Annotated in this window: 14 protein-coding genes; 9 read left to right on the top strand and 5 right to left on the bottom strand. The window is 66.4% G+C overall.

Annotation, left to right across the window (positions count from 1 at the left end; all coding sequences use genetic code 11):
• Positions 1-131: 131 nt before the first annotated feature.
• Positions 132-299, top strand: coding sequence for a hypothetical protein (locus tag Q0Q02_RS12250; RefSeq protein WP_293809753.1), 168 nt, complete (start codon positions 132-134; stop codon positions 297-299).
• Positions 300-320: 21 nt separating this feature from the next.
• Here Q0Q02_RS12250 and Q0Q02_RS12245 read toward each other — a convergent pair whose 3' ends face one another.
• Complete coding sequence (locus tag Q0Q02_RS12245; protein WP_293809751.1) at positions 321-524, bottom strand: ribbon-helix-helix protein, CopG family; 204 nt, start codon at positions 522-524, stop codon at positions 321-323.
• 270 nt (positions 525-794) lie between these two features.
• Here Q0Q02_RS12245 and Q0Q02_RS12240 point away from each other — a divergent pair, with 270 nt between their 5' ends.
• Positions 795-1346 (top strand): PRC-barrel domain-containing protein, encoded by a 552-nt coding sequence (locus Q0Q02_RS12240; protein WP_293809749.1) that lies wholly within the window; start codon positions 795-797, stop codon positions 1344-1346.
• Between the two features lie 81 nt (positions 1347-1427).
• Here Q0Q02_RS12240 and Q0Q02_RS12235 read toward each other — a convergent pair whose 3' ends face one another.
• On the bottom strand, positions 1428-2957 hold the full coding sequence (locus Q0Q02_RS12235) for an NAD(P)H-hydrate dehydratase (protein WP_293809748.1): 1530 nt from the start codon (positions 2955-2957) through the stop codon (positions 1428-1430).
• A 279-nt stretch (positions 2958-3236) separates the two neighbouring features.
• Between Q0Q02_RS12235 and Q0Q02_RS12230 the strand changes: the two genes are divergently transcribed.
• The 3 genes from Q0Q02_RS12230 to Q0Q02_RS12220 all read left to right on the top strand — a co-directional run bounded on the left by Q0Q02_RS12230 (position 3237) and on the right by Q0Q02_RS12220 (position 6374).
• Positions 3237-3575 carry a P-II family nitrogen regulator gene (locus Q0Q02_RS12230; RefSeq protein ID WP_265059502.1) on the top strand — a complete coding sequence of 113 codons (339 nt, stop codon included), beginning with the start codon at positions 3237-3239 and terminating at the stop codon, positions 3573-3575.
• A gap of 98 nt (positions 3576-3673) precedes the next feature.
• Positions 3674-5083: a type I glutamate--ammonia ligase gene (gene glnA, locus Q0Q02_RS12225; protein WP_293809745.1), complete on the top strand. Its 1410-nt coding sequence runs from the start codon at positions 3674-3676 to the stop codon at positions 5081-5083.
• 238 nt (positions 5084-5321) lie between these two features.
• Complete coding sequence (locus Q0Q02_RS12220; protein WP_293809743.1) at positions 5322-6374, top strand: glycosyltransferase family 1 protein; 1053 nt, start codon at positions 5322-5324, stop codon at positions 6372-6374.
• A 9-nt stretch (positions 6375-6383) separates the two neighbouring features.
• On the opposite strand, the gene Q0Q02_RS12215 is transcribed toward Q0Q02_RS12220, so the two are convergent.
• On the bottom strand, positions 6384-7775 hold the full coding sequence (locus tag Q0Q02_RS12215) for a hypothetical protein (RefSeq protein WP_293809741.1): 1392 nt from the start codon (positions 7773-7775) through the stop codon (positions 6384-6386).
• A gap of 273 nt (positions 7776-8048) precedes the next feature.
• Complete coding sequence (locus tag Q0Q02_RS12210; protein ID WP_293809739.1) at positions 8049-8315, bottom strand: hypothetical protein; 267 nt, start codon at positions 8313-8315, stop codon at positions 8049-8051.
• Positions 8316-8528: 213 nt separating this feature from the next.
• Here Q0Q02_RS12210 and parE point away from each other — a divergent pair, with 213 nt between their 5' ends.
• The 3 genes from parE to Q0Q02_RS12195 all read left to right on the top strand — a co-directional run bounded on the left by parE (position 8529) and on the right by Q0Q02_RS12195 (position 12073).
• The gene (gene parE, locus Q0Q02_RS12205; protein WP_293809812.1) at positions 8529-10610 is read left to right on the top strand and encodes a DNA topoisomerase IV subunit B; all 2082 of its coding nucleotides are present in this window, start codon (positions 8529-8531) and stop codon (positions 10608-10610) included.
• A gap of 159 nt (positions 10611-10769) precedes the next feature.
• Complete coding sequence (locus Q0Q02_RS12200; RefSeq protein WP_293809737.1) at positions 10770-11699, top strand: LysR family transcriptional regulator; 930 nt, start codon at positions 10770-10772, stop codon at positions 11697-11699.
• 113 nt (positions 11700-11812) lie between these two features.
• Positions 11813-12073 carry a hypothetical protein gene (locus Q0Q02_RS12195; RefSeq protein WP_293809735.1) on the top strand — a complete coding sequence of 87 codons (261 nt, stop codon included), beginning with the start codon at positions 11813-11815 and terminating at the stop codon, positions 12071-12073.
• A gap of 6 nt (positions 12074-12079) precedes the next feature.
• Here Q0Q02_RS12195 and Q0Q02_RS12190 read toward each other — a convergent pair whose 3' ends face one another.
• On the bottom strand, positions 12080-12775 hold the full coding sequence (locus tag Q0Q02_RS12190; protein WP_293809733.1) for an alpha/beta fold hydrolase: 696 nt from the start codon (positions 12773-12775) through the stop codon (positions 12080-12082).
• A gap of 162 nt (positions 12776-12937) precedes the next feature.
• On the opposite strand from Q0Q02_RS12190, the gene Q0Q02_RS12185 reads away from it, so the two are divergent.
• Entirely contained in the window at positions 12938-14413 is a 1476-nt protein-coding gene (locus tag Q0Q02_RS12185) for a DEAD/DEAH box helicase (RefSeq protein ID WP_293809731.1), read from the top strand.
• Positions 14414-14468 lie beyond the last annotated feature (55 nt).

Below are 14468 nucleotides of genomic sequence, written 5' to 3'. Positions count from 1 at the left end.
CCGGGCCGGAACCCGCCACGCCCGAAAGGCGTTCCGGTCGACGCCGGGCGCCCTCCAGTGGTCATGGAAGGGCAGCGGTATTGCCGGCCAGCCCGTGCACGCCACGCCTTGCCGCGAAGGAGAACAGCACCGTGAAGCTCCCCATCGTGATCCACACCGAGGAAGACTACGACCGCGCGCAGCAGCGGGTGGAAGAGCTGAACGCGATGCCGAACAGCGCCGAGAAGGAGCGCGAGCTGCATGCACTGGGCGAGGCCATGCTAGCCTTCGAGCTGCGGCGCGACGATGCCGACGACTGACGGCAGCAACCCTCCTGAATCTCAGGAATCGTTGCTCGCGTTGAGATCCTCAGGGCGCAGCCCCTCGTCCGGCACCACGAGATGCTCCGGGCTCGCCGCCCAGGCGGCGAGAATGTCCTCGATGAGCTCGGTGCGCGAGCGCCCCTGCCGATGGATCTCGATATAGTGGTCGAGCGCGGCCAGTATGCGCTCGTCCACGGACAGCGTGACAGGAACGGCGGCCATCGAAGCACCTCGCGGAACCGAGGATGGAACAGCGCCGCAGCGGCGGCGTTCCGATAAGGATGGCATTGGAGCACAGCTCCAGCCGACAAGCAAATATCCGGCGCGACGAAGCACATGTGGCCGGATGGCGAATTTTCATTACCCACTGACTCTGTCATACGCAAGAATTCGGTCAACAGAAGAATTTAACCTCACGAAAATCTGAACAAAGCGGCTTCTCGTTTGTTTTCGAAACGACCCGCTTGAAGCGGAAACATTCTGGAGGACGATATGATCAGGCATCATCACTTCATGCTGTCGACCGTTGGTGTCGCGATGCTCGCCACGGCCGCCATGGCCCAGACCAGCGCGCCGACGCCGCCGTCCGCGGCGCCCGCCGCGCCGACCGCCACCCAATCGAGCGCCAGCGCCCCGGCCCACACCAATCTGGCCGGCCAGGGCAAATGGCGCACGAGCAAGCTGATCGGCGTCGATGTCTACGGCCCGGACGACAAGAAGGTCGGCGACGTCACCGAGGTGATCGTCGACAAGTCCGGAAAGGTCGAGATGGTCACGATCGGCGTCGGCGGCTTCCTCGGCATAGGCTCAAAGGACGTCGCGGTTCCCTTTGACCAGGTGACCTGGAGCGACCAGCCGATCGCCCCGCCGGCTCCTGCCCCGGCTCCGTCCGGCAGTGCCGGCAGCACAGGCGGTAGCATGGCTTCCCTGCCGCCGGCCGCGGCGGCTCCCCGAGCGCCGGCAATGTATCCCGATCACGGCAAGATCGCGCTGACCAAGGACCAGCTCAAATCCGCGCCGAGCGTGACCTATTCCGGCACCTGACGCCTATCGCCGCAAATTGGCTGGATAATCGAGCAGGCCCACCCCGTGAAAACGGGGCGGTTTTTTCTGCGTCGTGTTACCTCACAATGCGAAGATGCTCCGCATCAGCGATGGGATCGCCTCGGGCAGGTCGTCGGCGATCAGCCCCATTCCCAGCCCTTCGCCGGCAATGCCATGCAGCCAGACGGCCGCGCAGCCTGCTTCGAAGGCAGGCATGCCCTGGGCCAGGAGGCCGCCGACCAGCCCGGCCAGGACATCGCCGGATCCCGCCGTCGCCAGCGCCGACGAGCCCGTCGCGTTGATCGCCGCACGCCCGTCGGGCGCGGCGATGACCGTATCGGCGCCCTTGTAGACGACGATCGCACCGGAGAACGCCGCAGCCTTCCGTGCCTTCTCGAGCTTCGACCGCTCCGTGGCGATGGCAGGATCTTCCCCGAACAGACGCTGGAACTCGCCTTCATGCGGCGTCAGCACGGCCGTGCCGATGCGGCCATGGAGAAGGCGCACGCCTCCATCGGGAAGGCTCGCAAGCACGGTCAGCGCGTCGGCATCGAGCACCGCCGGCTTGTCGCTTGCCATCAGGCCCCCCACCAGATCCTGCGCACGCGCCCCGAGCCCCAGCGCGGGACCGGCGACAACGGCTGAAACCCGGCGATCCCCAAGGAACGCGTCCAGCGCGGCACGATCGACGATTGCCCGCTGCATCAGCGCATCCGGCCCCCGCGCGGCATGAACGGGCAAGGCCTCGGGCTCGCACAGAAGGGTGGCCAGCCCAGCACCGATCCGCAATGCCGCCCGCGCACTCAGCCGCGGCGCCCCCACACCAGCGATGCCTCCGGCGATCACGGCAACCGCGCCACGCCGGAACTTATGCGTATCGACTTCGTGTTTCGGCCAGACAGGCCGCCAGAGCGCCGGGTCATTGCGGAAGGCGGTCGGCCCGACTGCGTCGAGCGCGGCCCCGGCCGGAATGCCGATATCGGCGACCGTCACCGGGCCGCAGCGCGCGCGGCCGGGTTGCAACAAGTGCCCGGGCTTCAAGCGGAAGAAGGTGACGGTCTCGCTCGCCTTGACGGACATGCCGTCCGCCCGGCCGGTATCGCCGGACACTCCGCTCGGAATATCGACGGCAATGACCGGACGACCAGCCTTGTTGAGGAAGTCCGCGGCCTCGGCGAAGGCCCCCGCCAGAGGGCGCGTCAGGCCGGCGCCGAACAGGGCATCGACGAAGACATCGGCCTGCCCCGCGCAAAGCGCGCTCAACGGCTCGACCGGGCCGGCCCAGCGCTCCAGCGCGATGGCGGCATCGCCCTTGAAGCCCTCCGCGCCACCCGGCAGAACAACGCGCACCTTCAAACCCCATTCGCGTAGAAGACGCGCCGCAATGAGGCCGTCGCCGCCATTGTTGCCGGGGCCGCAGAGCAGCGCGACGGCGCCTCCCGCCCCTGCCCGCATCAGGATGACTTCCGCCACGGCGTGGCCGGCTCGCTCCATCAGCTCGATGCCGGGAACGCCTGCCGCGATCGCTATGCGATCCGCCATCCCCATCTGTTGCGTGGTCAGCAAGGCGAGCTCTGCCCTGCCCGTCATCTCGGCGCCGGTATCGTCCATGCCGCATCTTCGGGCGGCGTCCGGCTGGCCGCAAGTTGCGGCGGAATGCCGCTTTTGATCAACAGATATGCAAATGCTCATTTTTTATGCTGTTTATTGCCCTTCTGTCAGGCGCGCAGCCGGGCGTTGCCGCATGGCGGGGCGTCGGCGCCAATGCTATGAGCAGAGGCAAGGCTGCATTTGCCCGATAGCGCGGACCTCTTTCCCGCGCTGGAGGGTATTGGCGGCCGCGATCCGGCCCGAGCCGGAGCCCGCGATGCAATGGAGGCCGGTCGGCGCATGAAGAAGATCGAAGCGATCATCAAGCCCTTCAAGCTGGACGAGGTGAAGGAGGCGCTCCAGGAGGTCGGGCTGCAAGGCATCACGGTCCTGGAAGCCAAGGGTTTCGGCCGGCAGAAGGGCCATACCGAACTCTATCGCGGCGCCGAATACGTCGTCGACTTCCTGCCGAAGGTGAAGATCGAGATCGTGCTCGCCGATGACATGCTGGACCGCGCCATCGAGGCCATCATGAAGGCAGCACAGACCGGCCGCATCGGAGATGGCAAGATTTTTGTATCGACCATCGAGGGGGTGATCCGCATCCGCACTGGCGAGACCGGCGCGGACGCGATCTGAGGTCGTCTCCCCGATCATTGGACAACGAGCCGCTGGCCGGATTGGAGCCGGTTGCGGCAGCGTGAAATTGAATAACTGCTGGCAAGAGGAATGCTGAAATGAAAAGCGCCAAGGATGTCCTGAAGGCGATCAAGGACAACGACGTCAAGTATGTCGACTTCCGCTTCACCGACCCGCGCGGCAAGTGGCAGCATGTGACCTTCGACGTCGGCATGATCGACGAGGATATCTTCGCCGAAGGCACGATGTTCGACGGCTCCTCGATCGCCGGCTGGAAGGCCATCAACGAGTCCGACATGCTGCTGATGCCGGATCCGACGACCGCGACGATGGATCCGTTCTTCTCGGCCCCGACCATGGTCATCAACTGCGACGTGCTCGAGCCCGGCACCGGCGAGCCCTATGGCCGCGACCCGCGCGGCATCGCCAAGAAGGCCGAGGCCTATCTGAAGTCGACCGGCATCGGCGACACCGTCTATGTCGGCCCCGAGGCCGAGTTCTTCGTCTTCGACGACGTCAAGATCGCCGCCGATCCGTACCACACCGGCTTCAAGCTCGATAACGTCGAGCTGCCGACCAACGGCTATTCGGACTACGAAGGCGGCAATCTCGGCCACCGCATCGCCACCAAGGGCGGCTACTTCCCGGTTCCGCCGCAGGATTCGGCGCAGGACATGCGCGGCGAGATGCTGGCCGCGATGCAGTCCATGGGCGTGGTCGTCGAGAAGCACCATCACGAGGTCGCCTCGGCCCAGCATGAGCTCGGCATGAAGTTCGACACGCTCGTGCACACCGCCGATCTGATGCAGGTCTACAAGTACGCGATCCACAACGTGGCCCAGAGCTACGGCAAGACCGCGACCTTCATGCCGAAGCCGATCTATGGCGACAACGGCTCGGGCATGCACGTCCACCAGTCGATCTGGAAGAACGGCAAGCCGGTCTTCGCCGGCAACAAGTATGCCGACCTGTCGCAGGAGTGCCTGTGGTACATCGGCGGCATCATCAAGCACGCCAAGTCGCTGAACGCCTTCACCAACCCCTCGACCAATTCCTACAAGCGCCTCGTCCCGGGCTATGAGGCTCCGGTGCTGCTCGCCTATTCGGCGCGCAACCGCTCGGCCTCCTGCCGTATTCCGTGGACGACCTCGCCGAAGGCCAAGCGCGTCGAGGTCCGCTTCCCCGATCCGATGGCGAACCCCTACCTCGCCTTCGCGGCCATGCTGATGGCCGGCCTCGACGGCATCGTGAACAAGATCGATCCCGGCCCGGCGATGGACAAGGATCTCTACGACCTGCCGCCGCGCGAGCTGAAGAAGATCCCGACGGTCTGCGGCTCGCTCCGCGAGGCGCTGGAGTCGCTCAAGAAGGACAACGCCTATCTCAAGGCCGGCGGCGTCTTCAACGACGACTTCATCGAGAGCTATATCGAGCTCAAGATGCAGGATGTGGCGCGCTTCGAAATGACGCCGCACCCGGTCGAGTTCGCGATGTACTACTCGTACTGAGGAGTTTGGCCGGCGGCGCAAGCGCGCCAGCCGACATCCGCGGAACGATCAGGCCGGGGCGGCAACGCCCCGGCTTTTTCGTGGGCGCGGGAGCCGCGGCGCCGGGTAACCTCGCCTTCATGCGTGATCGGGCAGGTTCGGCGGAGATTGGCTGAACGGCGGTGCCCAAGACTTGCAAACCCAAGACACGCCAACATTCTCTATCAACGGGCGGTTTCTCGGCCAACCGCTGACCGGGGTGCAGCGCTTTGCTCTGGAACTGACCAGGGCGCTCGACCGGCGGATCGGCGCTGGCGCCCTTCCCGACAGGCTGAAAGGCGCGCGCTGGCGACTGCTCGCGCCCCTGGACGTTCCCGAGACCCATGAATTCAGGCATATCACGCTGGAGCGCTTCGGGCCGTTTTCCGGCCATCTCTGGGAGCAGACCGCGCTCGCGCGCCGGGCGACGGGAGACATTCTCATCGGCTTCGGCGGCAGCGGTCCCCTGTTGCATCGGCGACAGCTCGTCGTCATCCACGACGTCACCATCTTCCGCCACCCGGAAGCCTTCAGCTGGGCCTATCGCGCCACCCACAAGGCTCTGGGCTTCGGGCTGACGCGCACGGCGCGCATCGCCACCGTCTCCCGGTTCTCGCGCGGCGAGCTGAGCACGATCTTTCGTGTCCCATCGGACAAGATCGCGGTGATCTACAACGCCACCGACCATTTCTCCGGGCTGGCTCCGGACGAAACCGTCCTGCAGCGCCTCGGGCTCGACGGCACGAATTTCTTCTTCATGCTGGGTACCCTGAAGCCCAACAAGAATGTCGATTTCGCCATCCGCGCCTTCGATGCCCTGGGCGACCGCGGCTGGAAGCTCGTCATCGCGGGAACTCTCGACAGGAATGGCGTGTTCAAGGCCGATGCGCCGGCGAGCGCCGAGAACCTCATCTTCACCGGGCGCCTGAGCGATGCCGAGATCGTTGCGCTCGAACGCCGCGCCCGCGCCTTCGTCTTTCCGAGCCTCTACGAGGGCTTCGGCATCCCGCCGCTCGAAGCGATGACGCAGGGCTGTCCGGTCCTGGCAGCGAATATCCCCGCGGTTCGCGAGGCCTGCGGCGAGGCAGCGCTCTATTTCGATCCGCGTAATCGCGCCAGCCTCGAAGACGCCATGCGCGGGATCATGGACGCTGGCGGCGACACGCCCGGACTGGTCGAGAAGGGCCGGACCAACCTCGCCCGCTTTTCCTGGGACAAGAGCGCCGAGACGCTGCTTTCGACCCTCTCGGAAATGGCGGCCCTGCGGCGCTGATCGCGCCCTTCAGGACATCTTCGGCGACGCGTCCTGGCGCTGGAGCAATGCGATGGCGGTCGCGACCGTCGGCGGGATGCAGAGCAGGAAGACCACCAGAGACACCGGCAACGATGCCTGCGGCGTACCGCCATTGGCCAGACCCGCGATGACGAGCGCGGCGAGCGCGCTGCCGAGCGTGAAGCGCGGCCAGCGGAACGGCATCGACAGGAAGAGCGGCGTTCCCAGCATGACGGCGACGGCCGCCCCGGCGGCACTGCTATAGAGCAGCCCGGCCAGCGAGCCGCCGGACACGATCCAGCCAGCGAGCGCGCTCAGGTTGAGCAGGATGGCATCGGCAACGGCGAGCCCGATGATCGGCCGCAGGCGTTGCGCCAGATGCGCCGGCGTCGGCAGCAGGTTCTGCACCCAGGCCCGCAGCAGCGCGAGGATCGTCACGGCCGGCGCGGCCAGCAGGAAGGCCTCGCGCAGCTCGGCCTTGACCAGCCAGGCGGCAGCCGGCGCCAGCAGGCACAGAATCACGGCCGCCGCTACGAGCGAGCAGTTCGCCAATTGTCCGTAATAGCCGCCGAGACGCTCGCGGAATGCCGGCGAGTCCGGCTCCCGGTCATAGCTCGCAACCAGTTCGGGATAGCGGATCGCATGCAGCGCCGAAACGACCAGGACGAAGGGCCGCTGCAGCAGATCGAGCGCCAGCAGCGCACCGGCTGCGCCCTGGCTGCCGATCATGGCCGTTATCAATGTCTTGAGCCCGAGCGGCGCCAGCAGGCTCGCCACCGAGGCTCCGGCCGAGGCGCCGCCATAGGCCAGGTATTTTTTCACCAGGGGACGCTGCGGGCGCCGAAGCCCTTGCGCCAGGGACCCGCCGGCAAGCCGCGCCAGCACCACATAGGCTAGGCCCCCAGCCAGCATGCCGGCCACCGCGCCGGACAGCGTCGGGGCGAACAGCGCGCCGCCGACCGTTCCAATCGCCAACAACGACGACCGGATGACCTGCAGGATCGAGAACAGCCGGAAATCCTGCCGGAAGCGCAGCATCGTCAGATGCAGCTCCGTACCGCCCTGGAAGACCGCCACAAAGGCTCCGCCGACGGCAATTCCCGCCGAAATGACGCCCGACACGAGAACACCCGCCCCCACCAGCAGGCAAAGTACGGCACAGACCGCGAAGGAATACAGGATCACCGAGCGCTGCGCCGTCTCGTCCGCGCCCGGGTAGAACCGGCTGCAGGAAAAGCGCAGCCATTCGAAAGCAGCGATGCTGCCGAACTGACTGATCGTGACGAAGAGCGAATAATAGGTGAAGTCCTGCGCCGGCAGCAGGCGTGAGACCAGCAGCAGGAGCCCGAGCGCCAGCAAGGCCTGGTAGGCATAGGCTGCGAGAGCGACGATCTGGCCCATCGGCGCGATGCTCAGCTCAGAGCATGCCGGACGCGCAAAGGAGCGTGGCAAGCAAAGCCGCCCCACGCCCGGCCGAAATGCAATCTGTGATGACGCGGCACATCCAATCGCCCTCCGGCCATAGGCCTAGATCACCGCGCGTCCTATCGGACGCGATAACGACGATCTATTCCATGGGTATTGCATCGGGTTGACCCGAAAAGCGGATTCCACTTTTCGGCCCGATGCTATCCGGCAAAAAGGTTGACATTTCCGCGCTAAGAGACGGTCTCGTCAGGAGAAATGCAGGACCGCAAGCCCGGCGGACGCGGCAACCGCGGCCAGCCACCAGAGCCAACGCGACGCATGCAGATCGGCCGTCGCCAGGGGCGTGCCGATGACATCCTCATGACCGAAGGATTCGCCGGCGAGGCGTGCAGCACGCTGCAAACCCGCTATACCCGCAACCGGCACAGACTGACGCGACGCCACGGCCTTCTCCCCTTCAGCCCGATCATAGCGCATTGCGGGAATCCGCATAGGCCTGACCGTGTTGATCATCCTCGGCATCGATGGTTAACACCACCTGAACACATCCGTTCCATGCCGCTCTTGCGCATGCCGGCGACGCGCATGTGACAGGATCGCGCGCGCCAGGGGCGCAGAGCCGGTTTCGATCCGTTGATGAGGTGTCTATAAGCTGCCCCTGACAGGGCACGGCAGCCCGCAATGCGCTAGAGTTTACAGTCGCGAATCAGGAAGCATTTGGTGGCAATGGCGGATAACGGCGATCTTTTCGGTTCGGAGCCGGAGCGGCCGGACGCGGCGAGCCCGCGACCGGAAACGCGCCCGCCCGCCACGGCTCCAAAGGCAGGGCCGGCGCCTGCGACGCCGGCCCGCAACGGCACCCTCTCGGAGGCCGGCTACGATGCTTCGGCCATCGAGGTCCTTGAGGGGCTGGAACCGGTCCGTCGCCGGCCGGGCATGTATATCGGCGGCACCGACGAGCGGGCGCTGCACCATCTCTTCGCCGAAGTGATCGACAACGCCATGGACGAGGCCGTCGCCGGCCACGCCACCTTCATCGATGTCGAAGTGTTCGAAGACGGTTCGATCGCCGTCACCGATAACGGTCGCGGCATCCCGGTCGATCCGCACCCGAAATTCCCCGGCAAGTCGGCGCTCGAAGTCATCATGACGACGCTGCACGCTGGCGGAAAGTTCGACTCCAAGGCTTACGAGACCTCCGGCGGCCTGCACGGCGTCGGCGTCTCCGTCGTCAATGCGCTGTCGGACCGGCTCGAGGTCGAGGTCGCGCGCGGCAAGACGCTCTACCGCCAGGTCTTCTCGCGCGGCCTGCCGCAGGGTCCGCTTGAGACGGTCGGCGCCGTCGCCAACCGGCGCGGCACCAAGGTGCGCTTCCATCCCGACGCGCAGATCTTCGGTGAGGGCGCGCATTTCTCCCCGGCCCGCCTGTTCAGGATGGCGCGCTCGAAGGCTTATCTCTTCGGCGGCGTCGAGATCCGCTGGACCTGCGCGCCGGCGCTGCTGAAGCCTGAAGGCGACGTCGCGGCCGAAGCCGTGTTCCGCTTCCCCGGCGGCTTGCGCGACTATCTCGGCCGCGAGATCGAGGGCAAGGACCTCGTCGCCGAGCCGATCTTCTCCGGCAAGATCACGAAAGAAGGCAGCCACGGCTCGCTCGAATGGGCGGTGGCCTGGCTCGCGACCGGCGAGGACGGCTTCTCCTCCTCCTATTGCAACACGATCCCGACGCCCGAAGGCGGCACGCATGAGCAGGGCTTGCGCATCGCCTTGCTGCGCGGCTTGCGCGACCATGCCGAGCGCATCGGCCAGTCCAAGCGCATGGCGCAGGTGACCTCCGACGACGTGATGGCCACTTGCGCCGCCATGCTCTCGGTCTTCATCCGCGAGCCGGAATTCCAGGGCCAGACCAAGGACAAGCTCGCGACGCAGGAAGCTCACCGCATCGTCGAGGGCGCGGTCCGCGACGCCTTCGACCATTGGCTCGCCGCCGCCCCGCAGCAGGCGCTACGGCTGCTCGACTGGTCGGTCGACCGGGCCGAGGAACGCTTGCGCCGGCGCCTCGAAAAGGAAGTCTCGCGCAAGACCGCGACGCGTAAGCTGCGCCTGCCCGGCAAGCTCGCCGACTGCTCCAATGCCGGCGCGGCCGGCTCCGAGCTCTTCATCGTCGAGGGCGACTCGGCCGGCGGCTCCGCCAAGCAGGCGCGCAATCGCTCGAACCAGGCGATCCTTCCGCTGCGCGGCAAGATCCTCAACGTCGCCAACGCGACGCGCGAGAAGCTGAACCAGAACCAGCAGCTCGCCGATCTCATCCTGGCGCTCGGCTGCGGCATCGGCACCCAGTTCCGCGAGGACGACCTGCGCTACGAGAAGGTCATCGTCATGACCGACGCGGATGTCGACGGAGCCCATATCGCTTCGCTGCTGGTCACCTTCTTCTGGCGCCAGATGCCGCGCCTGATCGAGAAGGGCCATCTCTATCTCGCCGTGCCGCCGCTCTACCGGCTCCAGCACGGGGGAAAAAGCATCTATGCCCGCAACGACGCCCATAAGGACGAACTGATCGAGACCGTCTTCAAGGGCAAGAAGCCGGAGATCTCGCGCTTCAAGGGCCTTGGCGAAATGATGCCGGCCCAGCTCAAGGAAACCACCATGGACCCGAGCAAGCGCATCCTGCTCAAGGTCATGGTCGATCACGACGCCAAGGAGGAGACCTCCGACACGGTCGAACGCCTGATGGGCAACAAGCCGGAAGCGCGCTTCGTCTTCATCCAGGAACGCGCCGCCTTTGCCGGCGAACTGATCGACCTGTGAGAGCTGAGCCCTGCATGTTTGCAGGGCTGGGCCTCAAGCCCGGCGGGCTGCTCGACGGAGCGTTTCCCGGCAGGGTTCGCGCATGTCGAACCCTCCTCACGCTCCGGACCGTCATGCCCCTCACCATCACGCCACTGCCCGGGACTGGCCGCTGACGGCATGGGCGAGCCTGCTTCCCCTCCATCTCGACGCAACGGTGAACTGGCATCGCCGGCCGGACAGGCGTCCTGGGACGACATCCGCATCTTCAACGCCGTCGCCGTCGGCGGGTCGATGGCCGTGGCGGCGGCGCAGCTAGGTCTGAGCGAAGCGACCATCGCTCGCCGGCTGAAGAGCTTCGAAACCGAACTGGGCCTGCAACTCTTCACGCGCGAGGCCAACCGGCTCGTGCCGACCTTGATCGGCACGGAACTCGCGGCCGAGGCTGCTCTCGTCGAGGCCGCCGCCAGACGCTTCGCCATCCGCGCCGACGCCGCCCGCCCGCAGGCCAATGCACCGGTCCGTATCACCGCCACCACCTCGATCAGCCTGCTGCTGACGATGAACGCGACCGCGATCTCGCAAGCGGCCGGCGGCGTCGAGATCGTCATCATCAGCACGCGCAGCCGGCTCGACCTGGCGCGCGGCGAGGCCGATATCGCGCTGCGCATGACCAGGGTGCCGAGCGAGTCCGGCCACTACGCCCAGAAGATCGGACGATTGATGCAGGCGCTCTATGTCCGCCGTGACGTCGATCCCGCGACCGCGCCGATCATCTCGGTCAACCGCGAAACCTCTTCGCGGATCGACGACCACATCATGACCTATGCCGCCGGCCGGCCGATCGCGGCCCGCGTCGGCGATTCCGCGGCCCGCTACGAGAGCATCCGCTCGGCCGGGGCGCTCTCGATGGCGCCCTGCTTCATGGGCGATGCCGATCCGACGCTCCACCGCCTCCAGCCCCCGCCCGAGCAGACCGGTGACGACATCTTCCTCGTCTCGCACGAGGTCTCGCGCCGCAGGCCCGGCGTCGCCGCCGTGCTGAGCGCCCTGCGCAAACTGTTCAAGGAGCATCAGGCCCGGCTTTCGGGAAAGGCGGTCGACGCCTGAGACGATCACTAAAGTCGTCCGCAACCCGGCAAGACTTAGCTAACCATCCTTTTACTGCTGAGGGCGCATGCTGCCGCAAAGCTCGTGAAGTCACGGGCCGTGGAGAGTGCGCCATGCGCCTGATCGAACTGTTCTGGAAGAACAATCGCGGCACCCTTGCCGCCGACATCGCCAAGGCCGGCGCGGCCATCGCCTTCCTGTCGGTCATCGCCGCGAATTTCCTGTCGAGTCAGACCGCCTCGCTCGACAAGGAGCGCATGGCGCAGATCAGCCTCGCCGCCTCGAAGCGCCAGGCCGTCGATCCGATGATCACCGGATCGATCGGCCAGACCGCGAACGCGACGAAGCTCGACCCCTGCGCCCTGCCGCGCTGATCAAAACTACGCCAGCCAGCGCAGCAATTCCGCCGTCACAGCTTCAGGCGCTTCCAGCGTCGACAAGTGGCCGCAGCCCGGCACGACCACGAGCCGCGCTCTGCCCTCGGTCGCCTTCGCCATTTCCTGCGCTTCGGCAACCGGGGTGATCTCATCCCCCTCGCCGACCAGAACCAGCGCCGGGATCGACAGCCCCGCCAGAATCGGCCGCGAATCCGGGCGCTGCATGATCGCCTTCTGCTGCCGTACGAAACCGTCGGCCCCGACCTCTTCAGCCATCTGACGCACCAGCAGGCGCAATGGTTCGTCCGTCAGGCGCGCCGACGCGACCAGCCTCTGCCAGAGCAGTGTCGTGACGTTGTCGAAGGCGCCCTTTTCGGCGAGCGCGATCATCTGCTCGCGCGGCGCATTGGTCTCGAGCGTAGCAGGTTTGGCGCTGGTATCGAGCAGGGCGAGCCGCGTCACGCGCTCGGGCGCCTGCCGCAGCACTTCGAAAGCGACATAGCCGCCCATCGACAGGCCACAGAGCGCAAAACGCGGAGGCGCAGCCGTCAGCAAGCGCTTCGCAATGGCAGAAAGCGTGTCGTCTCGGGCGTGATCGGCAACCAGGATCGGGCGTCCATCGGCAAGAGCCGGCCATTGCGAAGCGTAGAGCGCAGCGTTGCAACTCAGGCCGGGAACGAGAACAAGCGGCTCCTTCATGAGGCTTATGCGGTCCTTTCGAGGCTAGATGATTGACTTTGCCGCGTTTTCTTTGCATTCCACACGGGTCCGCAGGCGCGCAGGAACTGTCGTCGCGCCAACGTGGTGGTTGAGCAGGTCATCCCACCGCGTTTCACCGACCCAGAAGAAGCAGCATACGCGATGTCATTTGCCGAACTCGGCTTGAGCGAAAAGGTTCTGACGGCTGTCACGGCCGCGGGCTATAGCACGCCGACCCCCATCCAGGCCCAGGCCATTCCGCATGTTCTTGCCCGCAAGGACGTTCTGGGCATCGCCCAGACCGGCACCGGCAAGACGGCAGCCTTCACGTTGCCGATGCTGACCATCCTGGAAACCGGCCGCGCCCGGGCCCGGATGCCGCGCACCCTGATCCTGGAGCCGACGCGCGAGCTCGCGGCGCAGGTCGAGGAGAACTTCACCCGCTATGGCGTCAACCAGAAGCTCTCGGTCGCGCTGCTGATCGGCGGCGTCTCCTTCGGCGACCAGGACGCCAAGATCACCCGCGGCGTCGACGTGCTGATCGCGACGCCCGGCCGCCTGCTCGACCATGTCGAGCGCGGCAAGCTCTTGCTCACCGGCGTCGAGCTGCTCGTCATCGACGAGGCCGACCGCATGCTCGACATGGGCTTCATCCCGGATATCGAGCGGGTTTGTAAGCTCGTCCCCTTCACGCGGCAGACGCTGTTCTTCACCGCGACCATGCCGCCGGAGATCACCCGCATCTCCGAGCAGTTCCTGCATAACCCGGTCCGCGTCGAGGTCTCCCGCCCCGCCACGGCAGCCGCGACCATCACGCAGCGCCTGATCGCCTCCAACGCCCAGGATTTCGAGAAGCGCGAGACACTGCGCAAGCTGATCAAGGGCGCGGTCGACCTCCAGAACGCGATCGTCTTCTGCAACCGCAAGCGCGATGTCGCGACGCTGCACAAGTCGCTGCAGCGCCATGGCTTCCCGGCGGTCGCGCTCCATGGCGACATGGACCAGTACGCCCGCATGGCGGCGCTGGAATCCTTCCGCACCGGCGAGAATCCGATTCTGGTCGCCTCGGACGTCGCGGCCCGCGGCCTCGATATCCCGGCCGTCAGCCATGTCTTCAATTTCGACGTGCCGACCCATGCCGAGGACTATGTCCACCGCATCGGCCGCACCGGCCGCGCGGGCCGCCTCGGCTCCGCCTTCACCATCGTCACACGCCATGACGACAAGCTTGTCTCGGCCGTCGAGAAGCTGACTGGCCAGACCATCGCCTTCGAAGGTCCGGGCCTGGACGCGCTGCCCCCGGGCCAGCCGCGCGAGGAACGCCGTGGCGGCCGCCGGGACGACAAGCGCTCGTCGTCGCGCGATGGCCGCGGGCGGCCGGAGCGCGGCGCGCGCGCAGAATCCAGACCCCCGCGGTTGGACGAAGCCGAGAGCCCGGGCGATACGCCGCGCAAGCCGCGTCGCGTGCCGATCCGGCCCGATTCCGAGACGGCAGCCCCACCGCCTGCTGCGCGCGTCCATGAAGAGCCCCGGCGCGGACGCGGCTCGCATAGCCGCGACGACGATGACGGTCCGCAGGTGAAGGGCCTGGGCGACCATGTCCCGGCCTTCCTGCTGCGTCCGGCACGCGTCGGATAGCGTTACGGCATCAACCCGTTTTTAACATCATCGCCCTAGATTGTGTTTCGCTGCG

Source organism: uncultured Allobosea sp. (assembly GCF_945956895.1).
Taxonomy (GTDB): Bacteria; Pseudomonadota; Alphaproteobacteria; order Rhizobiales; family Beijerinckiaceae; genus Allobosea.
The sequence above is the reverse complement of the archived record's forward strand: the minus strand, read 5'-3'. Positions and strand labels throughout refer to the sequence as shown.